Here is an 18,917-nt window from a genome sequence, read left to right on the forward strand (position 1 = left end):
CTCGACTCAGTTGACTGCCTTCGAGAGTTCCGCGCCGGCTTTGAACTTGACGACGTTCTTCGCAGCGATCTGGATCTCCTTTCCTGTCTGCGGATTTCGCCCCGTTCGCGCCGACCGCTTCGAGATGCTAAACGAACCGAAGCCGATGAGCGCGATACGGTCGCCCTTCTTGAGCGCGCCTTTCGCCTCCGTGACGAACGCGTCCAGTGCTGCGAGTGCCCGCTTCGCGTCGGCCTTCGACAGCCCTGCTTCCCGTTCGAGGTAGTCGCCGTCGACGACGATTCCGCTCTCACGGCGGCGGTGTCGCATCCGAACCCGTCGCTTTCGACGGCTGTCACCCTCGCCCGGAATCAGGTCGAGTTCGTCTGCGAGCGCGTCGCTCGGGGAGAACGTGACGACGTTGACCGCGCCACGCTCGGTCCCGTCGCCGAGGCCGTCGCCGTCGCTGTCGGCGTCGAGATAGTCGTCGGACCGGAGGCTCCGTCGGACGACGGCGAACGTGCCGAAGTCGGGAACCGTGACGTCTTTGCCCGATTCGAGTTCCTTCCGCAGCGTGGCGACGAGGACGTCGAGAGCCCCGTCGTGGTCGAGATCGCCGTGCTTGCCGCGCTCGTCCGCCGCCGCGACTCCCGACAGTCCCGTCACGCCGAGACCGAGACCGACCGCCCCGAGGAGACTCCCCCTCAGCACTGCGCGTCGCCCGACCGCCGTGTGCATCCTGTCTGTTTCCCTCATACTCTGTCTAGACAGGACGTCTACGGGGATAAGCATGCACTCGTTCAGTGGGACGCTCGCGGCCGCAACGAGTGGTTATCGGCCGAGTTCCGTCACCGTCGGAGTCGGACGACGGTCTCCGCCTCGCGCTCGTCGACGTCGACCAATCCGTCGGAGTCGAGGTCGTCGACCAGTTCACGTAGCCACTCGCGGCCGTACTCGCCGCCGTAGTCGACACGGACTCTGGGACCCAACGTGTCCAGCGCGAGTTCGTCGTACTCGCCGAGGATGCGGACGACGCGGCCGCGCATCTGTCGCCGAGAGCCTTCGAAACTCGGCTGGGTCGGGACGTCGGGGGCGGTGAAGTCGCCCGTCTCGTAGGCGTGACACCACGCGCGCCACGGACAGCCCGCCTCGTCGCACTGGGGGGTCTTCCCGCAGGCGACGCCGCCGAGTTCCATGATCGCGTTGTTCCAGACGCGCGACTCGCCATCGGGCATGACGTACTGTGCAACCGTCTCGAAGGCCGCGTCGTCGTCCGGCACGTCGAACGCGCGGTGCAGCACGCGCTTGACGTTGGTGTCGACGACGGCGTCGCCGTTGTTGAACGCGAAGGAGGCGACCGCGTTCGCGGTGTACGGGCCGACGCCCATCAGCTCCTGCAGCTCGTCGGGCGACTCGGGGAACGTGCCTCCGTACTCTTCTTCGACCTGTCGTGCGGCCTCGTGGAGATACTTCGCGCGGTTGTTGTAGCCGAGGCTGTGACTCGTCCAGAAGCCGACGACGTCGCTTCGGTCGGCGTCAGCGAGGTCGGCGGCCGTCGGCCAGCGGTCGAGGAAGGCCTCCCAGGCCTCGACGACTCGGCCGAGTTGTGTCTGCTGGCTCATCACTTCGGAGACGAGAATCTCGTAGGCGTCGTCGGTCCGTCGCCACGGGAAGTTGCGGTGGTCGGCCTCGTACCACTCGACGAGCGCGCGTTGGACCTCGTCGACACCCTCGGCGTCTTCTGGGAGTGCGGGGGCGACGTCGCGGACCTCCTCGGGCACGGACGCGGCGTCAGTCATTGTCGGGAGGTGGGAAAGCGACGGCTTAGGGGTAGTGGTCTGGAGCGCGCGACGACGCGCCACGCGCCGCGTTCGTGGCGGGCAGAAGACATTTGCCGGTCGCGTCGGACGGCCGAGATATGGGTCTCGCGTCCGTGCTCAAACCCCTCGCGGCAATCGGCTGTTTCGTCGTCGCGTTCGCGATGGTGATCCTCCTCGGGCCGCCCGGCATCGTCGCCGCGGCCGTCTTCGGGGCTGTCGTCTGGGCAGTCTGGCGGGCGACGACTTACTCCTCGGAGTCGACGACGCCCGAGCGGACGAACTGTCCGTCGTGCGGCGCGCGCAACGACGTCTCTGCAGAGGTCTGCGGCTACTGCGGTGACCCGCTCTGACTCTCGGGAACGAAACGCGTATCCGACACCACCGTCTCCCTCCGGCCATGAGCCTCGACGACCTCAACGACGACGTACAGGCGTTCTACTCGGACCTCGACGACGACCTCGCGGTCGAACTGGACCGCGAGACGAAGAACGAGCTGGCGACGCTAGCGGCGGTCTTCGAGACCGACGACACCAGCGAACTGGTCCGCCGGGCGGTCCATATGCTCTTTCGCTCCTCCGTGGAGTCGGGTGACCTCGACTTCCAGCTGCGCCGCAGCTACGACGTCACCTACGACGAGTATCTCGCGGGGATGACCTACGACGAGATGACGGGTCAGGACCAGTATCCCCAGCGGGACGACGAACGTCGCTACCAGATGTAGAAAGCCCTCGGCACGCGCCCGGTTGTGGCGCGTGCCTCGCCCTTTTCATGTCCACCGGGAGAGCGAACTCTCCCGAGCCCCCCCACTTGTTTTACTCGCGGGAACACCAGGGCAGCAGCGCGAGTCGCGCACGTCGACCCGGCACGCTCATAAGCCACGTCCTCCCCAACCGATTCGCTCACTCACTCCGTTCGCTCGCTCATCCCTCGCACGGTGTCGGCGACGCCGTCGCGTCGCCAGCGCGCGCCACGGCGGAATCTCAGCTATCGTAAAAGCAGTCCTCTGCCAACCGATTTGCTCGATTACGCCACGTCAGCAATCGCCTTCAGCAGGAGGTCGGCACCGAGGTCGATCTCGCGCTCGGTCACGTCGAGCGGCGGGAGGATTCTGAGGACCTTGTGACCGCACGAGAGCGTCAGCAGGCCGCGTTGGAGCGCGGCTTCCTGCACGGCGTCGCGGCGTTCTTTGGTGTCGAACTCCAGTGCGAGCATCAGGCCCTTGCCGCGGATGTCGACGACGCCCTCGGGGTCGGCGTCGCGGGCCGTCTCTTTGAACTGGCGGCCGCGGACGGTCGCGTTGTCGAGCAGGTCGTACTCCTCGATAGCGTCCATCGTGAGCGCGCCCTGCAGCGAGGCGACGATGTCGCCCGCGCCCCACGTCGAGGAGATGCGGCCCGTCTCCTCGGGGAAGACGTCCGAGCGGGAGATGGTCGCGCCGACGCGCAGCCCCTTCGCGGCGGCGATGACGTCGGGTTCGATGCTGTAGTGGTCCGCGCCCCACATCTTTCCGGTCCGACCCATCCCGCTCTGAATCTCGTCGGCGACGAGCGTGATGTCGTGTTCCGTCGCGAGCGCGGCCACCTCGTCCATGAACTCGTCGCTCGGGATGCGGTAGCCCCCCTCGCCCTGGATGGGTTCGAGGATGATGTAGGCGACCTCGTCGGGGTCGACGTGGCCGCGCTCGGGGTCGAGCTTCTTCCGCAGCCGCGAGACCTGCTCGGCGGGGTCGTCGCCCACGAAGAAGCCACAGTCACAGGAGGCGGGCGTGCAGGCGCGGTCGTCACAGTAGGGGACGTCGTGGACGCCCGAGATCTCGGGGAACTCCCTGCGGTATTTCGACTTCGAGCGGTTGAGCGAGAGCGCGCCGAGCGTCCGCCCGTGGAAGGCACCCTCGAAGGTGATGGCGTACTTCGCGCCGTCGGCGTGGTCGTAGGCGATCTTGATGCCGTTCTCGACCGCCTCTGCCCCGGAGTTCGAGAGGAAGACGGTGTCCATCCCGTAGTGTTCGGTGGCGTCGGTGAGCCGGTCCATCAGCCCCGCGGGACCGGGGAACTGGCTGTCCTCAGGTCGCTCGGTGTCGCCCGCCGAGACGTAGAAGTCCTGGCCCGCGATCTTCAGCGGGTCGACGAGGTCGAACTCCCGAAGCGGCTCCATGATCTTCGGGTTGTTGTAGCCGAGGGGCGCGGCCGCGACGTGGCTCGTGAAGTCCATGAGGACGTTGCCGTCGACGTCGGTACAGAACGGGCCCTCCGCGTCCCCCGAGAGGTCCCAGACGAAGTCGTAGACGTAGGTGCTCGGTGCGGCGTTCTGGTGGTGGTATTCGACCCACTCGCGCGCTTTGTCGCCGGGCATCGACGTGACCTGCGGTTCGGCGGTTTCGCGGTCCATGGAGACTGGTCGCACACTGATCTGTTAAGACATTCGTTACGGTCTAGCCAAATAGTGCCACCAGGGCGGTGACGACACCGGTCGCCGTCAGCAGGACGGCACTCCACACGGCCACCCGTCGGGCGAACGCGCGCGGTCCGGCGGTGGCGATCAGGACCGCCTTCACCCCGACCGAACTCGCCGTCGCGAGCAGGATACCCACGACGGCCGTCGACCCGTCGATGGTGCCGCCACGGTAGAGCAGGACGGCCGAGGTGGTCGCACCGCCTGACGAGACCAGCCCCGAGACGAGCGCGCTCACGTAGAAGCCGACGTTGCCGAACTGGTCCTGGGCGACCGTCCCGACGACGAGGACGAGGAGGAACACCGCCCCGAACGCGAGGACGTTCTTCAGCGAGAAGGGACTCACGAGGTCCAACTCGACGTTCTCGCGCCAGTCGCTGGTGAACCGGGCGACGACGACGCTCCCGACGACGAGTGCCCCGAGGGGAATCGTGACCTCCCAGAGGAGTGGCTGGGCCGCCGTGGCGGTGAAGACGAGCGCGATACCGAGGTTCCGGAGTGCCATCGCGGCGTCCGCGAGCAGGACGCCCGCGACGGCGAAGTTGACCGAGTTGTCGTCCCGGCGGACCTGGTCGAGCATCGTCCCGACCACGGCCGTCGACGACGCCAGTCCGCCGAAGAACCCCGTGATGGCGATGCCGCGGCCGCCGTAGGTCTGGATGAGCGCGTAGTTGACGATGCCGATGCCGGCGACCGTCACCACCATCAGCCACGCGACGCGCGGTTCGAGCGTGTAGCCGAAGAGCTGCTCTTCGGCGGGCAGCAGCGGAAAGACGACGAACGCGAGGATGGCGAACTCGACGGTCGCCCGCAGCTCCGGACGGCTCAACCCCCCCGCGAAGTCATGGAGTTCCCGCTTGAGCACGAGTAGTGCCGACGAGAGGACGGCGACGGCGACGCCGGTGACGAAGAAGCCCGACGCGACGAGGACGCCGACGCCGTAGGCGACGAGCAGCGAGACCGACGTCGTCAGCGACAGTCCGTCGTCCTCGTCGCGGCGGAGTCCCTCGACGGCCAGCAGGATTCCCTGGACGACGACGAGGAGCCCCCCGACGGCGAGGAGCGTGACGCCGAGCGGCGACTCCTCGGCGACGATGGTGAACACCGCGCCGCCGAGACTCGTCAGTGCGAAGGTACGGATACCCGCGGACTTCTTCGACCACTCGCGCTCGAGACCGAGAAACAGGCCGAGCGCGGCGGCGATGACCACACGGACGACCGGGTCGTCGAGCGGGACCGCGGCGAAATCGGCTTGGACGACCGCCAGCCACGACGGGCCGAGAGGAGACGGAGAGAAAACCATCCGGAACGGTACGACTGTCTGATACATAATTGCACGGATTCGAAAGCAGCGGATGTCGGCCGCAGACGGCTCCGGTGCAGCCGCGGGACGTCCGAAGCCCGCGATACGCTTTTGTCAGTGGGGCAAGGGCAGTAGGGTATGTCGTTCCTCCAGTTCGACCGCGGCCGCGCGGCGTGGTGGTCGCTCGGTTTCACCCTCTCGGCGGCCCTCCTGTACGTCGTCTACTCGTTTATCGGGACGTTCGTCTTCGGCATCTTCATCTACTACGCGACGCGGCCCATCTACCGGCGACTCAAGACCCGCATCTATCCGTCCAGTCTCGCCGCCGCCGTCTCCATCTTCGCCTTGGCGTTACCGGCGATACTCCTCGCGCTGTACTCGCTGCTCGTCGTTCTCGGTGAAGTTTCGAAGCTCACGAACAACACGGAACTCGACCTCAGCCCGTATCTCACCTCGTATCTCGGCTTCGACCCGACGAGCGTCGACGGACTCAACCGTATCGATCCGGCGACGCTCTACGAGTCGGGACTCGAGGAGTACGTCACCTTCGACGTCATCGACACCCTCGTCGCGAACCTCGCCAGCGCCGTGGACACTGCCGCGTTCGTCGGCGTCGGTCTCGTCCATCTGTTCGTCATGGTCGCGATGGCGTTTTACCTGCTGCGCGACGACGGGAAAGTTGGGAGCTGGCTCCTGCGGCGCTTCTCCGACGACGAGGGTGTCCTCGACGCCTATCTCGCTGCCGTCGACTCCGACCTGAAAAGTATCTTCTTCGGCAACATCCTCAACGCCATCCTCACGGGGACCATCGGCGTCATCGCCTTCTCGATTCTCAACGTTTTCGCGCCGGCCGGCGTCAGAATCCCCGCGCCTGCCCTCGTCGGACTGCTCGCCGGTGTCGCCAGTCTCATCCCCGTCGTCGGGATGAAACTCGTCTACGTGCCGGTCGCAGGCTACATGGGCGTACAGGCCGGTCTCTTCGTCGGCCCGGAGTCGCTGTGGTTCGTCGTCGTCTTCGCCGCCATCTCCTTCGTCGTCGTCGACACCATCCCGGATCTCGTGCTCCGGCCGTACGTCTCGGGGCGGCGACTCCACGTCGGCAGCGTCATGCTGGCCTACACGCTCGGACCGCTGCTGTTCGGCTGGTACGGCATCTTCCTCCTCCCGATGCTGCTGGTCTTTCTCGTCCACTTCGCGCGTATCGTCCTACCGGAACTGGTCGCTGGCAAGCCGATCCGCCCCTACGTCGTCGACCCGGTCTATCTGTCGGACACGCAGGTCGCTGTCGGTGCAAGCGAGACGGACGGAGGACGAGAATCCGCCGGGGACACGGACGTCGAATCGGCGGTCCACTCGGAGTCTGCTTCGGAGTCGGCGGCCAATTCGGACACGGCTTCCGAGTCGGTAGCCAACGCGGAATCGGCTTCGGAGTCGGCGGCCGACGGTAGCCCGGATACGTCGACGACTCCGTCCCAGCGAGACGAGCGGTAACCCGGCTACTCCTCGATGTACTGTGCTTCCCACTCGGTGCGGGCTTCGATCTCACGACGCCCGCGGCGTGTCAGGGTGTAGTAGTTGGTTCGACGGTCACGCTGGCCCTTCTCGACGAGGCCCTTGTCGACGAGCGTGTCGAGGTTGGGATAGAGCCGTCCGTGGTGAATCTCCTTCTCGTAGTACTCTTCGAGTTCCTCTTTGATTGCAAGCCCGTGTGGTTCGTCGAGCCCGGCGATAACGTACAGCAGATCTCGCTGAAAGCCTGTCAAGTCGTACATCGGTAATATCCGCCTATGAATTCTTGTCGGATTACAATAAATATATCGGCCATATCGACTACTCTCGGGGGTAGGAACCTGCTACCTCGACTCTCCGCCCGAGGTCGAAGATTAATAGACGTGATTTGTTCTCTCGTGAACTGGTGACCGCAAAGCTACATATTTGTGGTCTGATGTGTGGCACGATTCAAGTCCACGTGTGGCGTACCCACCAGTATGCCGGAAGAAGTCCTGTTCAAATCGGAATCGCGTCAGAGCCGTGCTGCCGTCGCCGACTACCTCCGCTCTATCGCGGACAAACTCGACGCGGGTGAGCCTGTCTCCCTGATCGCTGGCGACCAGTCGATCACCCTCGACGTGCCCGCCCAGCCGACCTTCGAGGTCAAAGCCGAACGCGAGACGTCGAAGAGCGGTGGCTCGCCGGAGCTGAGTCTCGAACTCGAACTGGAGTGGGACGAGGGCGCGCCTGACGGCGATACGTCGCTCTCGGTAGAATAGCACGACCGACAGCACCGTCGCTCTCGGTTTTGGTATCTGAAAAGGAAAGCAAGCCACGCGAAAATCGCGTGTATGCTTGCCGCCCTGAATTGGTCCCCGCTGACGCTTCGGCCCTCCAAAGCGAAGCGTCACCTGTTCATACCCTCCGTTTGGTCTTAAAGGTACCGACGTCTTTCCCGGACGCCGGTCTGTCCGGTCTGTGAGACCGTCTACAGATGCTCCTCTTCGAGCACCCAGCCGATGGCGCGTTTGTAGTACGTGAACATCTGTCTGACGCCCTCGTGGCGCATCTCCTCGCTGTCGAGCTGTTCTTGGAGGAACTCGTACTGCTCGCGGATCTCCGCTTCGTCGCGCATACGGGACGTTGGGGGGTTGGGTACTTGGCGATGGCGGGCTAGCTGTTGTGAGAATACCGTCTGTTGTCTTTCGTTCGCTTGTTGACGAGGCTTCGAGGGACATCTCGAAAGCCCACGCGCTCTGAACTCCCACCGCTCGCCGCGCTCCTCGTCGCTCGTTTCACTCGCTCCTGCGGTGCTCGCGTCGCGGGGGTTCGTTCAGAGCGCGTCCCCTTTCAGTCCCACTGGAAGAGCAAGCTCTTCCAAGCCCTCGTTCGCTATGCTCACGAGGACACCCGAACAGCACGGCCACGACCTCCCCAACCGATTCGCTCACTCGCTATCGCTCGTTCACTCACCCCTCGCGTGCGTGTCTCGCGGCGACGCAAGAGCTTCGCTCTTGCTGGCTTCCGCTCGGTTCCCTCGCGGAAACGACGAGACGCCTCGAAGCCACGCGCCAGTCCTACTTTCGGTCCAAGCGCGACAGGCCGTGCCAGATGGCGTCGACCATGCGGTCTTCGCCCTCGCCGTCGGCGGCGTCCCAGCCGCGTGAGAGCGCGTCCTCGATGACCGCGAGCGAGTGGTTCTCGAAGTTGTTCAGCCCGCGGAAGTCCTCCAGTGCCTCGCGCTCGTCGTTGCCGAACTCGGTGTCCGGTTGGGCGTCGTAGAAGCCGAGGTCCGCGAGCGTCCCGAGAACTTCTTGGGCCGTCTCGCCGTCGAGGTCGCGAAGGTCGTCGGGCTCCTCGCGGGCTAAGAGCGTCACGTCGTAGAGTTTGAACACGCGTTCCAGTTCGTCGATCGGGTGGTCGTGGTCGTCGACGCGGACGTCGACCCAGCGGTCGTTGCCGCCGTCGTAGCCGCCCTCGGGTTTGACGATGTAGAGTGCCGCCCCCTGCTCGCCGCGGCTGTCGCCGCCGGCGTCGTTGCCCGCGTGGAGTGCCGCGATGAGCTTCTCGGGCAGGCCACCCTCGGTCGCCTCAAAGGCGTCGGCCATCGCGGGCAGCGTCGCCTCGTTTTCGAGGATGTTGCCCTGGACGGTGTAGTGCTCGCCCTGAATGTCGTCCGCGACGTCGAAACAGTCGTCGCCGGTGAACGCCGCAATCGACCCGTCCTGCCCGACGACGCCGACCTGTCTGGTGGCCGCTTCGTCGTCCGCGTCGGTCAGTCGTTCGACGACCTCCTCGGCGGTGTGGCCTTCACGCAGGAGGTCGAGTCCGTCCGGCCCGTAGGCGACGTTGGCGAAGCTCTGTGTGGCGACTGCGCCCGCGTCGGCCGCGGCGAACGGCACCACGGAGCCGACGCTGACGAACTTCGACTGGACGGCGACGCCGACGGCGTCGGTCTCGGGGTCTCGTGCGACGATAGAGAACGTCATACCGCGAGCCACGGTATCTCGTGGCAAAAGCGTTCAGTCTGCGGCCATCGGCTGCTCCGTTTCGTTCTCGGTGTCCTGTTTTCGTGCGGTCAACGGCTGGCGGCTGACCAACTCGCAGTCGAACGCTGGATGCTCCGCGAGATGCCGGACGAGCAAATGCCGTCGGCCGCCGGTCAGTCCGGTCCGCCCGACGTCGGCGGCGGCGAACTCGTCCGGCAGACGGCCGTAGAGCCTCTCCAACTCCTCGAAGCTCTCGAAGACTTTGCTGTGGCCCGCCGAGGTCGCGCCGCGCCGGGAGACGACGTAACTGCCGTCCTCGCGGTGTTCGCCCGCGGTGCGGAAGAACTCCTGTCGCTGGCTGAGTGCCTCGCCGAGCTGGTCGCGCAGGGCGGCCGCGTCGCTCCGCGAGAGTCGGAACTCGTCGCCGTCGAGCGTCAGGAGGAGTTCGGCACCGTCCGCCGTGACTTCGGTCTCGGTGTCCGAGACGCGGGTTTCACGCCGGGAGAATTTCTCGATCAGGAGCGTGGGTACTCCGTGTCATGTACGAGAGAGTGAGTCGTTCTCGTACTTAAGCGTGGGTGGTCGTGCAGATCAGGTGTCTTACCCGAGATGCTTCTGCAACAGGTCGCGGTCGCGGAACCCCGACGGCAGCTCGGCCGGCTCGAACCAGTCGATGTCGGCGACTTCTTCGGGCGTCTCGACGATGTCGGGCGTGAGAACGGTTCCTTCGTCGGGTTCGCCGGTGAAGACGAACACCGGAATCGGGAGCGTCTCGTCGTAGCCGAAGTCGAGTTCCATCGTCAGCGTGTAGAGCGGCCGGTCGAGAAACGGGACGACGCCCGTCTCCTCGCGGACCTCGCGTCGCGCCGTCGCCTCCGGCGGCTCCATGATTTCACCGGCACCGCCGGGGCTTTCCCATGTCTCGCGGGTCGCCGAGCGAATCGCGAGGAGTTTTCCCGTTCCGTCGCGGGTGACACAGCCCGCGGCGTGCGGGTAGAAGCGGTCGTGAAACTCGTCGAGTGTCTCCGGAAACGCGGTGTCCGTCCCGGCCGAGAAGACGAACGTCCCCTCCGACGGAATCCGACCCCAGCGTTCTTCGACGTCGGCGACGAGACCGTCGACGTACTCGACGGCGTCATCGCGGAGCGCCTGCCGAGCGGGTTTGTCCATGACCTGTTTCACTCGGTCCTGCACTAAAACCCCTGCGACACGCTCACACACAGTCGTGGTCCCACGAGAGCGGCCACGGACACCACGACACCTTTGGTTCGGTCGCGTCTACCCTCTCGCATGAAGATTCGGGGCAGCCGCGAGTGCAAAGACTGCGGCCACCAGTGGTCGTACTACGACACGGGGAGCGTCGCCTGTCCGAACTGCGAGAGCCTCCGGAGCGTCGGCATCGACGAACGGACCCGCCACACCGCCGGTGCGGTCACGCTCGACCTCTCGACACACCGCTCCGCGCTCGGCGACGACGTCGACCCGAGCGACATCGCCGACATCGCCGACGACCTCAAATCCGACCTCCGGGCGTATCTCCGACAGCGCGGCTTCATCCACGGCGGCGACCTCCAGCCGCTCGACGACACGTTCCTCGCGGCCCACGAACTGCTGCAGGCGGTCGACATCTACGCTCGGACTCGGGACCCGACCGACGACGAACAGCTCTACGTGCTCTCGCTGCTGCGCAGCGCGGACGTCGGCGAGCGACCCGACGCCGATGCCGTCCCCGAGTCGATGCGCGTCGCCCGCGGGCTGGCCGCCGCGAAGGGCGTCATGGACTACCGACGAGGCCTGACGACGTGGCTCGAGGACCACCCCGACCCCGACGTCCGGACGACGCTCGGCGCGCTCGTCGACCACGTCAAACGTATCGACTCCTTGCAGGGCGACGTCCCGCTGCAAACCAGTGACGGCGTCGTCCGTATCGCTCGCGACCTCGGAACCTATCTGTCTGAGGACGACGAGACCGCGCTGGCGACGGCACAGGACCGGCTGTCGCGGCTGGAGTGAGAGAGAGAGAAGAGTCGAGACGAGAAGAGACCAGAGAGACGCGTGTCGAAGCGGCCGACTCAGGGCAGATTGACGGTGACGTCGCTCTGGATGCCCGCGGCCTTCACGGTGTTGTAGAGGAGCATCGCGCGGGTCATCGGGCCGACGCCGCCGGGGACGGGCGTGATCTTCCCGGCGACCTCTTTCGCCGACTCGAACTCGACGTCGCCGACGAGTTCGTAGCCCTTCTCGGTATCGGCGTCGACGCGGTTGATACCGACGTCGATGACCGTCGACCCCTCCTTGAGCATATCGCCGGTGACGAGTTCGGGGACGCCGGCGGCGGCGACGACGATGTCGGCCTCGCGGAGATGGCCTTCGAGGTCCTGCGTCCGAGAGTGACAGACCGTCGTGGTCGCGTTACCCATCGGGGCCTTCTGGATGAGGAGGTTCGTCATCGGCTTGCCGACGATGTCCGAGCGGCCGACGACGACCGCCTCGGCACCCTCGGTCTCGACGTCGTAGGCTTCGAGGAGCTTCTGGATACCGTGGGGCGTGCAGGGCTTGTAGAGCGCGTTCCCGGCGACCATACGGCCGACGTTCTCGGGGTGGAAGCCGTCGACGTCCTTCACGGGCTTGATGGCGCGGAGGACCCGCCGTTTGTCGACGTGCTTCGGGACGGGCATCTGGACGAGGATGCCGTGGACGTCCTCGTCGGCGTTGAGGTCATCGATGGTGTCGAACAGCTTCTCGGCCGACGCACCGGCGTCGATCTCGACGTGGATGCCGTTGATGCCGACCTCTTCGCAGTCGCGCTGTTTCATCGAGACGTAGGTCTCGCTGGCGGGGTCGTCGCTCATCAGTACCGTTGCGAGGCCGGGCGTCGTGCCCTCGGCCTTGAGCGTCTCGATACCGTCTGCGAGGCCCGCGCGGACCTCGGCGGCGACCTCGTTGCCGTCGATGATGTCAGTCATACCTGAGGGGCGTGCGGCCACGCTCTTGAACCCTCGGGTTCGTGCTCATCTCCCTTCGATTAGCGCGGGATGTGTGCGAATATGTGTATAAATACGTGGGTGCCCCGTCGGCGCGGCCGGGCAGCCGATTCTCGGGCGGTGGGAACGAGTGTGGGTGTTCTCGTCCGTGCACGACCGAGTCTCTCTCATGACGATAGAGACAGCTCACCGTCCACGGACGCAGGCAGAGACGCGGGTCTGGATGGTCGAACGGACGTTCTCGGCCGACTCGCCGCACATCCTCGTCACGGTCTACGCCACCCTCGACGGGGCGCGGTATCTCCAGAAGGAACGGGCGTTCAACCGCTTTGGGACCGACCCCGGCCCCGTCGTCACCGCGGCACTCTCGGTCCCGGACGACCGACTTACCGCTGTCACGGACCCGGACCTCCGCGAGCGGTACGCGAACGAGGCGCGACGGATGCGCGACCGCCACGACCCGGACGACGCCGTCTGAGTCGAGACCTTACCGCCACCGACAGTTATCACTCCGCCACGCGCAGTCGACGTATGGCTCCCTCCCTCCGCGAACTCAAACAGTCCGAGACGGTCGACCGACTCTTCTGGTCGCGCCACGCCAACCCCCGCAGCGGCTGGTCACGCTTTGCGGCGTTTCCGGTCGTGATGTACGCGCTCTACGCCCGTCGCTGGCGACTCGCAGTCGCTGCCATCGCCTTCACCGCCGTCAACCCCTTCCTCTTCGCTCCGCCGGAGGACGTCGACAACTGGATGAGCAAGGTCGTCCTCGGCGAACGGCTCTGGATCCGTCACGGCGAGGAGGACAAGGAATACAACGCCTACAACGTGGCCGGAATGGTCGCGTTCGCCTACGGACTTTATGCCATCTACAGGCAGTACCCCGTGCGTGCCGCCGTCTGCACGCTCGCCGTCGTCGTCCTCAAACTGCTGTTCGTCGACGAGATGGTCGAGTTCTACGAGGCGAACCACGCCGCCCTCGACGACCCACTCTTCGAGTTCGAGGCTGACACCTAATCAGAGACACGTCGGCGACGGCGACCGAGCTTGGCCCCAGACCGCCATGAGACGACCGAGCGGCTGACACGTCCGGCGGCAGGACTATCGTCTCTGCGTGTGAGTTAGTACCATGGTTGCCAGACGGCTCGTCGACTACGTAGTACGGGGTCAGACACGCGACGCGAGACGGTTCTCACGGTCGGTCCGCAAGCACACGTTCGACCTCGTCCGCCATCCGATTCGGACCGTCGTACAGACTTCGTTGATGACCGCGATCTTCCTCTTCTTGTTCGTCCTCGTCACCAACCCCGAGGGACTCGCGACGCTGGCAGCGACGGATGGAGCTGGGGTCACCGATGTGCTCGCCGTGCTCCCGCATCCCGTGTTGCTCGTGCCGCTCGTCGCCGGTCTCGTCCTCCTCGTGCTCTTCGCGACGGTCTCGGCGAACGTGAAGAACGATATGCGGTTCCGGTGACGGCGCGGGAGACGAGAGCGTGAGAAAGAACGGCCGAAAACGGCTCGTGAGGTCGGTACCTACTCGTAGAGCGTGAACTGCTCGGTGAGACCCTGAACGCGCTCGGTGACCTCCGCGAGCACGTCGGTGTCGTCGTGGTTATCGACGACGCGGTAGATGAGGTCGCCGACCTCTTCCGTGGCTGCCTCGTCGAAGCCGCGGGTCGTCAGTGCGGGCGTCCCGGCGCGGATGCCCGAGGGGTTGAACGCCGAGCGCGTCTCGCCGGGGACGGTGTTGGCGTTGAGGACGATGCCCGTCGACTCCAGGGCGTCCTCGGCGTCGCCGCCGGTCAGGTCCGGATGCGACTCCCGGAGGTCGACGAGCACAAGATGGGTGTCGGTGCCCTCGGAGACGACCTTCAGACCGTGCTCCTGGAAGCGGTCCGAGAGCGTCTTCGCGTTGTCGACGACCTGCTGGGCGTACGTCTCGAACTCGGGCTGGAGTGCCTCTTTGAAGCCGACTGCCTTGCCAGCGATGTTGTGCATGAGGGGACCGCCCTGCCCGCCGGGGAAGACCGCCTTGTCGATGTCGGAGGCGTACTCCTCGCGGGTCATGATGATGCCACCGCGACCGGCGCGGATGGTCTTGTGCGTGCTGCCGGTGACGAAGTCCGCGTGCGGGACGGGCGAGGGGTGGACGCCCGCGGCGACGAGGCCCGTGATGTGGGCGATGTCCGCGAGATGGTAGGCGTCGACGTCGTCGGCGATCTCGCCGATGGTGTCCCACTCGACGGCGCGCGGGTAGGCCGAGTAGCCCGAGACGATGATGTCCGGCTCGAATTCGCGGGCCTTCTCCTCCAGCTCGCTGTAGTCGATGTAGCCCGTCTCGGGGTCGACGTGGTACTGTTCGACCTCGTAGAGCTGGCCGGTGAAGTTCGCCGGATGGCCGTGCGAGAGGTGGCCGCCGTGGGTCAGATCGAGCGAGAGAATCTTGTCGCCAGCGTCGAGCATGGCGAGATAGACGCCCATGTTGGCCTGCGTGCCGGAGTGCGGCTGGACGTTGACGTGCTCCGCGCCCCACAGTTCCTTGGCGCGGTCGATTGCGAGGGTCTCGACCTCGTCGGCGTACTCACAGCCCGCGTAGTAGCGTTTGCCGGGATAGCCCTCGGCGTACTTGTTCGTGAGAGCAGACCCCTGCGCTTCGAGGACGGCCTCGGAGACGTGGTTTTCGGAGGCGATCATCGCCAGTGTGTCGCGTTGCCGGTCGACTTCGCCTTCGAGCGCGTCGGCGACTGCCGGGTCGACGTCCCGGACGTGACTGTAGTCCATATCGGCTCTCGGAGGCACGGGCACATGAAGCTGTGTACTATCGGCGAGAATTCCCGAGAGTTTCGATTTCCCGTGTCGACAGAGATATACGTCCGCCGTGGAAGGTTGTGACGACCGGGAATGATCGAGGTCGAATCGACCGGAACAGGGGTTCGTGCCGTCGATTCAGCGAAGACGTCCATCGAAGTCAGCTCCGACGACTGGACGACGCTCGACGGAACCGGAGCGGTGCCACGGCCGACGGATACCACCGTCTCCGGAGAGACGTCAACGCTCAGTTTTCCGCCCGTCTTCGTCGTCGCCGAACGTCTCGACGGCGACGAGACGTTCGAACTCGGCAGCGACGTCGGCCCCATCGATCTCCCACCCGACGAGTACGTCGTCCGCGTCGATGGCAACGTCCTCACCTACGTGCAGTTCGACGGTCCCGCCCGCCTGGAGAAGCCGGGGTTCGAGCGCACCGTCCTCAGCTTCCCGCACCGAACCACAGTCACCCTCGGCTTCCGCAGCCGGGTGCAGTCGCCGCCGGAGACCGTTACCGTTCCCCGGACGCCAAGCGGTGTCGCGACCGCGCTCTCGGTACTGTCGTCGGGCCACCGGACGACCACGCCCGACCGCACCTTCCCGACGATGCGCGGCCATCCGCCGCTGGTCGAATTCGGTGCCGAGACCCACGTCCCCGACGTGGTCACCGAACGGCGCGAAGCCGTCGACGTCGGCCTCGTCGTCCCCCCACGGCTCGACTATCTCATCCCGTCGTCGTCGCTGGTCCACTATCTCGGTGCGACCGTCAGCGTCGAGCCAGGCGCGACGCCGCGACTCCGAGTCGCCGACCGGACGCACGAGCTGTCGACGCTCCCGACGTTCCAAGACGAGTGTGCGTCCCTGCTCAGGCGTGTCTTCATGCTGGACTGTCTGGTCCGCAACGCCGGTCCCTACGGGACTGACCTCGCGGAGATGCCCGCGCTCGACGACCTCGGTCTTGACGCCGACGACCTGTACGAGACGTCCATCGCCACGCGGGTCGACGCCTACCTCGACGTGCCGTTCGACAGCGTCTCCGAACGGCTGCCCGAGTGGCATCTGTCGATGTACGTCGACCCGACGTTCGACCACGTCGAGGCCTTGCCGTATCTGCTCCACACGGTCCCGAACGTGTTCCTTCCGACCTCCAAACCCCTGTCGGGCGACGAGCGGCTGACGCGCTCGCTCGACGACTTCTACCGCCAGCAGACCTCGAGCGTGTCCGTCGACCTCGTCGACCCGGACCTCGGTCCCGGCCGCGTCCACGGCTGGCTGGCGGACGGCGCGCCCATCGACGCGTTCACCGCGGTCCCCGAGGCCTACGCCAACCGGTTCGACTACCTCCAGCGTACCTCCGACGCCATCTCGGTCGTCGCCGTGCTCAACGACAACGACATGGCCGACGAACACGCCGAGGCGGCCCGTATCTACCGCCAGCGTGCCAGCGACCTCGACATCGACATCGCCGTCCGCGAACATCTCTCGACGGACGAACTCGCCGAGGTGTTCGAGACGCCGACCGACCTCGTCCACTACATTGGCCACTGCGAGGAGTCCGGCCTGCGGTGTCGCGACGGCAACCTCTCGCTATCCAGTCTCCGCGAGTCGAACGCCCAAACGTTCTTCCTCAACGCCTGCGGGTCGTTCCACGAGGGCGTCGAACTCGTCCGACAGGGCAGCGTCGCCGGCGCGGTGACGTTCAACAAAGTCCTCGACAGCCACGCCGCCCGCGTCGGCACGGCGTTCGCCCGGTTCCTGATGAACGGGTTCAGCATCGAGCAGGCACTCACGCTCGCCCGTCGCCGTATCATGATGGGGAAAGACTACACCGTCGTCGGCGACGGCACACACGTGCTCACGCAGAGCGACGACTACGTCCCGGCGACGGCAGAGCTGTGGCACGCCACCGACGAGGGCTACTTCGACCTCGACTACGAAGTGTTCTCACCGGCTGCCCACGGCGGCTACTACCAGCCGTATCTCCCCGGAAACGAGCAGTCACATCTCATCGGACAGAAGACGAGTCACCGACTCGACCGCGAGACGCTGGACGAGTTCCTCGAGCGTGCCGACGTGCCCATCGTCTACGACGGCGACATCCACTGGTCGGGGACGCTGCTGGAGACGCTCGACGAGTGAGGGCGTGAATAGCGTCGCTCGCCGTTCGATAATCGAGAAGACAGCGGGAGGGCGTTACGGACCGGTCGACGCGCCGTGACCGCCGTTCGGTTCGTAGAGACCGCCACCGCTGATGGGTTCGAGTTCGGCACTCACAGTTCCCTGCGTGAGGAGCAGTACGAGGAGGAACGCTGCAACGAAGAGAGCGCGCGGGTGGGCCGCAACGAACGCAGTCACGTTGGAGAGTTCCGAGCGGGCGACAATGGGTGTGCTTCGCATAGCCAAGTCAAGTGTAAAGACCAAAACGTATATATTTTTCTTTCATGTTGACAGGCGTACATTCATACCCTATTGGTCTAGTTATTATCAGTCATAGGGTGCTTAGCCTGTCGTCAGCGGTGGTTGCTCCAGTCGTGCTGCGGTAATATTAAATATCCCTCCGACCATTATCACTGTAGGATTATGAGCTCGAATTTACTAGAGAACCAAATCGAGGATATCCTCCGTACCGTCCTCTCGGACGCCGGAGACGAACTCCTCATCGTCGATCCGTCAGCCGGGACCATCGAAGAGCTCGTCGAAGTCACGACAGCCTTCGACGGTGAACTGCCGTCGATGCATCTCGTCGCCGACGAGTCGGTCTTGAAAGAGGTCATGGACGACTTCATCGTCGCCAGCAACGCGGCCGACCTCATCGACGCCGGGACCCTCGTGATGCGGACGACCGAGGCGGACATCGACAACTCGCTGCTCATCACCGACGACGCCGTGATGGCACTCGTCAGTGCGGGCGACCACGTGGCCGCGCTCTCGACGGACGACGCGGACTTCGTCGACAGCGCGACCGAGACCTACACCGACCTCTTCGAGGCCTCGCCGGACTTCCGTCTCCGGACACCCGCCATCTCGCGTGTCCGCGACACGCTCCGGACCGAAATCAGCGAGGAGACCGAGGCCGACTTCAACGGCGTCCTCGCCTCGCTCGAGACCGCCCGCGGCGACGGCAACGGACTCGACGAGGTCACCATCAGCCTCCTCGTCGCCGCCAAGAACGACGTGCTCCTCTACGACATCTCGAAGTGGGGCGAGGACGTCGGCATCGCCAGCAAGGCGACGTTCTCCCGGACGAAGACCAAGCTCGAAGACATGGGTCTCATCGACACCGAGAAGGTCCCCATCGACGTGGGCCGCCCGCGACTCCGCCTGAAGCTCGGCGACGACCGTCTCCGTGACGCCAGCACCGACCAGCTCGCTGGCGTCGCACAGAGCCTCCTGAACTGAACAGTACTTCTCCGTTTTTCCTTCGTTGAGCGGTACGCATCGACTTTTTACAGACACACTGAGTCCGCGCGGCTGACAGCTGACACTGGAGAGGGCTGACAGTCGGCACGCTGCGATCCGTGAAATGCTTTGCCGTCCGTTCGCGGGACGTTCCACGGTGAGACTCACTTCACGGGTCGCGGTGGCCCCGTCTTCGGAC

At 65.4% G+C, this 18,917-nt stretch carries 23 protein-coding genes; 11 read left to right on the forward strand and 12 right to left on the reverse strand.

Annotated features, from left to right (window positions below; all coding sequences use genetic code 11):
• Positions 1-6 precede the first annotated feature (6 nt).
• Together BLR57_RS20025 and BLR57_RS06945 are read right to left on the reverse strand one after the other, a co-directional pair.
• The gene (locus BLR57_RS20025; protein WP_280140445.1) at positions 7-735 is read right to left on the reverse strand and encodes an HU family DNA-binding protein; all 729 of its coding nucleotides are present in this window, start codon (positions 733-735) and stop codon (positions 7-9) included.
• Between the two features lie 92 nt (positions 736-827).
• Positions 828-1,778: an HhH-GPD family protein gene (locus BLR57_RS06945; protein ID WP_089695819.1), complete on the reverse strand. Its 951-nt coding sequence runs from the start codon at positions 1,776-1,778 to the stop codon at positions 828-830.
• 119 nt (positions 1,779-1,897) lie between these two features.
• Here BLR57_RS06945 and BLR57_RS06950 point away from each other — a divergent pair, with 119 nt between their 5' ends.
• Positions 1,898-2,149: a zinc ribbon domain-containing protein gene (locus BLR57_RS06950; RefSeq protein ID WP_089695821.1), complete on the forward strand. Its 252-nt coding sequence runs from the start codon at positions 1,898-1,900 to the stop codon at positions 2,147-2,149.
• A gap of 47 nt (positions 2,150-2,196) precedes the next feature.
• Entirely contained in the window at positions 2,197-2,520 is a 324-nt protein-coding gene (locus BLR57_RS06955) for a ribbon-helix-helix protein (RefSeq protein WP_089695823.1), read from the forward strand.
• Between the two features lie 302 nt (positions 2,521-2,822).
• On the opposite strand, the gene BLR57_RS06960 is transcribed toward BLR57_RS06955, so the two are convergent.
• Together BLR57_RS06960 and BLR57_RS06965 are read right to left on the reverse strand one after the other, a co-directional pair.
• Complete coding sequence (locus BLR57_RS06960) at positions 2,823-4,187, reverse strand: aminotransferase class III-fold pyridoxal phosphate-dependent enzyme (RefSeq protein ID WP_089695825.1); 1,365 nt, start codon at positions 4,185-4,187, stop codon at positions 2,823-2,825.
• Positions 4,188-4,230: 43 nt separating this feature from the next.
• Positions 4,231-5,553: an MgtC/SapB family protein gene (locus BLR57_RS06965; protein ID WP_089697619.1), complete on the reverse strand. Its 1,323-nt coding sequence runs from the start codon at positions 5,551-5,553 to the stop codon at positions 4,231-4,233.
• Between the two features lie 138 nt (positions 5,554-5,691).
• Here BLR57_RS06965 and BLR57_RS06970 point away from each other — a divergent pair, with 138 nt between their 5' ends.
• Positions 5,692-7,044 carry an AI-2E family transporter gene (locus BLR57_RS06970; RefSeq protein WP_089695827.1) on the forward strand — a complete coding sequence of 451 codons (1,353 nt, stop codon included), beginning with the start codon at positions 5,692-5,694 and terminating at the stop codon, positions 7,042-7,044.
• Between the two features lie 5 nt (positions 7,045-7,049).
• On the opposite strand, the gene BLR57_RS06975 is transcribed toward BLR57_RS06970, so the two are convergent.
• Positions 7,050-7,325, reverse strand: a complete 276-nt coding sequence (locus BLR57_RS06975) for a PadR family transcriptional regulator (RefSeq protein WP_089695829.1) — start codon at positions 7,323-7,325, stop codon at positions 7,050-7,052.
• Between the two features lie 216 nt (positions 7,326-7,541).
• Here BLR57_RS06975 and BLR57_RS06980 point away from each other — a divergent pair, with 216 nt between their 5' ends.
• The gene (locus tag BLR57_RS06980) at positions 7,542-7,823 is read left to right on the forward strand and encodes an amphi-Trp domain-containing protein (RefSeq protein ID WP_089695831.1); all 282 of its coding nucleotides are present in this window, start codon (positions 7,542-7,544) and stop codon (positions 7,821-7,823) included.
• A 209-nt stretch (positions 7,824-8,032) separates the two neighbouring features.
• Here BLR57_RS06980 and BLR57_RS19310 read toward each other — a convergent pair whose 3' ends face one another.
• From BLR57_RS19310 to BLR57_RS06990, 3 genes are all read right to left on the reverse strand, one after another.
• Positions 8,033-8,179, reverse strand: coding sequence for a hypothetical protein (locus BLR57_RS19310; protein ID WP_170830585.1), 147 nt, complete (start codon positions 8,177-8,179; stop codon positions 8,033-8,035).
• A gap of 442 nt (positions 8,180-8,621) precedes the next feature.
• Complete coding sequence (locus tag BLR57_RS06985; protein WP_089695833.1) at positions 8,622-9,533, reverse strand: DUF1028 domain-containing protein; 912 nt, start codon at positions 9,531-9,533, stop codon at positions 8,622-8,624.
• A gap of 33 nt (positions 9,534-9,566) precedes the next feature.
• Entirely contained in the window at positions 9,567-9,920 is a 354-nt protein-coding gene (locus BLR57_RS06990) for a DUF7528 family protein (protein ID WP_244509991.1), read from the reverse strand.
• Between BLR57_RS06990 and BLR57_RS19695 the strand changes: the two genes are divergently transcribed.
• Positions 9,801-10,088 (forward strand): hypothetical protein, encoded by a 288-nt coding sequence (locus BLR57_RS19695; protein ID WP_244509948.1) that lies wholly within the window; start codon positions 9,801-9,803, stop codon positions 10,086-10,088. The two genes, BLR57_RS06990 and BLR57_RS19695, sit on opposite strands and share 120 nt — an antisense overlap.
• A 45-nt stretch (positions 10,089-10,133) precedes the next feature.
• Here the strand turns inward: BLR57_RS19695 and BLR57_RS06995 are convergent, their stop codons facing one another.
• Positions 10,134-10,703 (reverse strand): NUDIX hydrolase, encoded by a 570-nt coding sequence (locus BLR57_RS06995; protein ID WP_089695837.1) that lies wholly within the window; start codon positions 10,701-10,703, stop codon positions 10,134-10,136.
• Positions 10,704-10,823: 120 nt separating this feature from the next.
• Here BLR57_RS06995 and BLR57_RS07000 point away from each other — a divergent pair, with 120 nt between their 5' ends.
• Positions 10,824-11,546 (forward strand): DUF7117 family protein, encoded by a 723-nt coding sequence (locus BLR57_RS07000; RefSeq protein WP_089695840.1) that lies wholly within the window; start codon positions 10,824-10,826, stop codon positions 11,544-11,546.
• A 59-nt stretch (positions 11,547-11,605) separates the two neighbouring features.
• Here BLR57_RS07000 and BLR57_RS07005 read toward each other — a convergent pair whose 3' ends face one another.
• Positions 11,606-12,499 (reverse strand): bifunctional methylenetetrahydrofolate dehydrogenase/methenyltetrahydrofolate cyclohydrolase, encoded by an 894-nt coding sequence (locus BLR57_RS07005; RefSeq protein WP_089695842.1) that lies wholly within the window; start codon positions 12,497-12,499, stop codon positions 11,606-11,608.
• A gap of 187 nt (positions 12,500-12,686) precedes the next feature.
• Here BLR57_RS07005 and BLR57_RS07010 point away from each other — a divergent pair, with 187 nt between their 5' ends.
• The 3 genes from BLR57_RS07010 to BLR57_RS07020 all read left to right on the forward strand — a co-directional run bounded on the left by BLR57_RS07010 (position 12,687) and on the right by BLR57_RS07020 (position 13,988).
• Entirely contained in the window at positions 12,687-12,995 is a 309-nt protein-coding gene (locus tag BLR57_RS07010; protein WP_089695844.1) for a DUF7967 family protein, read from the forward strand.
• Between the two features lie 53 nt (positions 12,996-13,048).
• Positions 13,049-13,531: a DUF6653 family protein gene (locus BLR57_RS07015; protein ID WP_089695846.1), complete on the forward strand. Its 483-nt coding sequence runs from the start codon at positions 13,049-13,051 to the stop codon at positions 13,529-13,531.
• Between the two features lie 112 nt (positions 13,532-13,643).
• Positions 13,644-13,988 (forward strand): hypothetical protein, encoded by a 345-nt coding sequence (locus BLR57_RS07020; protein ID WP_089695848.1) that lies wholly within the window; start codon positions 13,644-13,646, stop codon positions 13,986-13,988.
• Positions 13,989-14,047: 59 nt separating this feature from the next.
• Here the strand turns inward: BLR57_RS07020 and glyA are convergent, their stop codons facing one another.
• Positions 14,048-15,295 carry a serine hydroxymethyltransferase gene (gene glyA, locus BLR57_RS07025; protein ID WP_089695850.1) on the reverse strand — a complete coding sequence of 416 codons (1,248 nt, stop codon included), beginning with the start codon at positions 15,293-15,295 and terminating at the stop codon, positions 14,048-14,050.
• 120 nt (positions 15,296-15,415) lie between these two features.
• On the opposite strand from glyA, the gene BLR57_RS07030 reads away from it, so the two are divergent.
• Positions 15,416-17,458, forward strand: coding sequence for a hypothetical protein (locus BLR57_RS07030; RefSeq protein ID WP_089695852.1), 2,043 nt, complete (start codon positions 15,416-15,418; stop codon positions 17,456-17,458).
• A gap of 54 nt (positions 17,459-17,512) precedes the next feature.
• Here BLR57_RS07030 and BLR57_RS07035 read toward each other — a convergent pair whose 3' ends face one another.
• On the reverse strand, positions 17,513-17,716 hold the full coding sequence (locus BLR57_RS07035) for a hypothetical protein (RefSeq protein WP_089695854.1): 204 nt from the start codon (positions 17,714-17,716) through the stop codon (positions 17,513-17,515).
• A 183-nt stretch (positions 17,717-17,899) separates the two neighbouring features.
• Between BLR57_RS07035 and tbsP the strand changes: the two genes are divergently transcribed.
• On the forward strand, positions 17,900-18,718 hold the full coding sequence (gene tbsP / locus BLR57_RS07040; RefSeq protein WP_089695856.1) for a transcriptional regulator TbsP: 819 nt from the start codon (positions 17,900-17,902) through the stop codon (positions 18,716-18,718).
• Positions 18,719-18,917: the final 199 nt, after the last annotated feature.

The organism is Halogranum gelatinilyticum (assembly GCF_900103715.1).
Lineage (GTDB): Archaea > Halobacteriota > Halobacteria > Halobacteriales > Haloferacaceae > Halogranum > Halogranum gelatinilyticum.

Coding starts and splice junctions, on each gene's coding strand:
- BLR57_RS20025 (WP_280140445.1), bottom strand. CDS start 735: ATGAGGGAAACAGACAGGATGCACACGGCGGTCGGGCGACGCGCAGTG.
- BLR57_RS06945 (WP_089695819.1), bottom strand. CDS start 1,778: ATGACTGACGCCGCGTCCGTGCCCGAGGAGGTCCGCGACGTCGCCCCC.
- BLR57_RS06950 (WP_089695821.1), top strand. CDS start 1,898: ATGGGTCTCGCGTCCGTGCTCAAACCCCTCGCGGCAATCGGCTGTTTC.
- BLR57_RS06955 (WP_089695823.1), top strand. CDS start 2,197: ATGAGCCTCGACGACCTCAACGACGACGTACAGGCGTTCTACTCGGAC.
- BLR57_RS06960 (WP_089695825.1), bottom strand. CDS start 4,187: ATGGACCGCGAAACCGCCGAACCGCAGGTCACGTCGATGCCCGGCGAC.
- BLR57_RS06965 (WP_089697619.1), bottom strand. CDS start 5,553: ATGGTTTTCTCTCCGTCTCCTCTCGGCCCGTCGTGGCTGGCGGTCGTC.
- BLR57_RS06970 (WP_089695827.1), top strand. CDS start 5,692: ATGTCGTTCCTCCAGTTCGACCGCGGCCGCGCGGCGTGGTGGTCGCTC.
- BLR57_RS06975 (WP_089695829.1), bottom strand. CDS start 7,325: ATGTACGACTTGACAGGCTTTCAGCGAGATCTGCTGTACGTTATCGCC.
- BLR57_RS06980 (WP_089695831.1), top strand. CDS start 7,542: ATGCCGGAAGAAGTCCTGTTCAAATCGGAATCGCGTCAGAGCCGTGCT.
- BLR57_RS19310 (WP_170830585.1), bottom strand. CDS start 8,179: ATGCGCGACGAAGCGGAGATCCGCGAGCAGTACGAGTTCCTCCAAGAA.
- BLR57_RS06985 (WP_089695833.1), bottom strand. CDS start 9,533: ATGACGTTCTCTATCGTCGCACGAGACCCCGAGACCGACGCCGTCGGC.
- BLR57_RS06995 (WP_089695837.1), bottom strand. CDS start 10,703: ATGGACAAACCCGCTCGGCAGGCGCTCCGCGATGACGCCGTCGAGTAC.
- BLR57_RS07000 (WP_089695840.1), top strand. CDS start 10,824: ATGAAGATTCGGGGCAGCCGCGAGTGCAAAGACTGCGGCCACCAGTGG.
- BLR57_RS07005 (WP_089695842.1), bottom strand. CDS start 12,499: ATGACTGACATCATCGACGGCAACGAGGTCGCCGCCGAGGTCCGCGCG.
- BLR57_RS07010 (WP_089695844.1), top strand. CDS start 12,687: ATGACGATAGAGACAGCTCACCGTCCACGGACGCAGGCAGAGACGCGG.
- BLR57_RS07015 (WP_089695846.1), top strand. CDS start 13,049: ATGGCTCCCTCCCTCCGCGAACTCAAACAGTCCGAGACGGTCGACCGA.
- BLR57_RS07020 (WP_089695848.1), top strand. CDS start 13,644: ATGGTTGCCAGACGGCTCGTCGACTACGTAGTACGGGGTCAGACACGC.
- glyA (WP_089695850.1), bottom strand. CDS start 15,295: ATGGACTACAGTCACGTCCGGGACGTCGACCCGGCAGTCGCCGACGCG.
- BLR57_RS07030 (WP_089695852.1), top strand. CDS start 15,416: ATGATCGAGGTCGAATCGACCGGAACAGGGGTTCGTGCCGTCGATTCA.
- BLR57_RS07035 (WP_089695854.1), bottom strand. CDS start 17,716: ATGCGAAGCACACCCATTGTCGCCCGCTCGGAACTCTCCAACGTGACT.
- tbsP (WP_089695856.1), top strand. CDS start 17,900: ATGAGCTCGAATTTACTAGAGAACCAAATCGAGGATATCCTCCGTACC.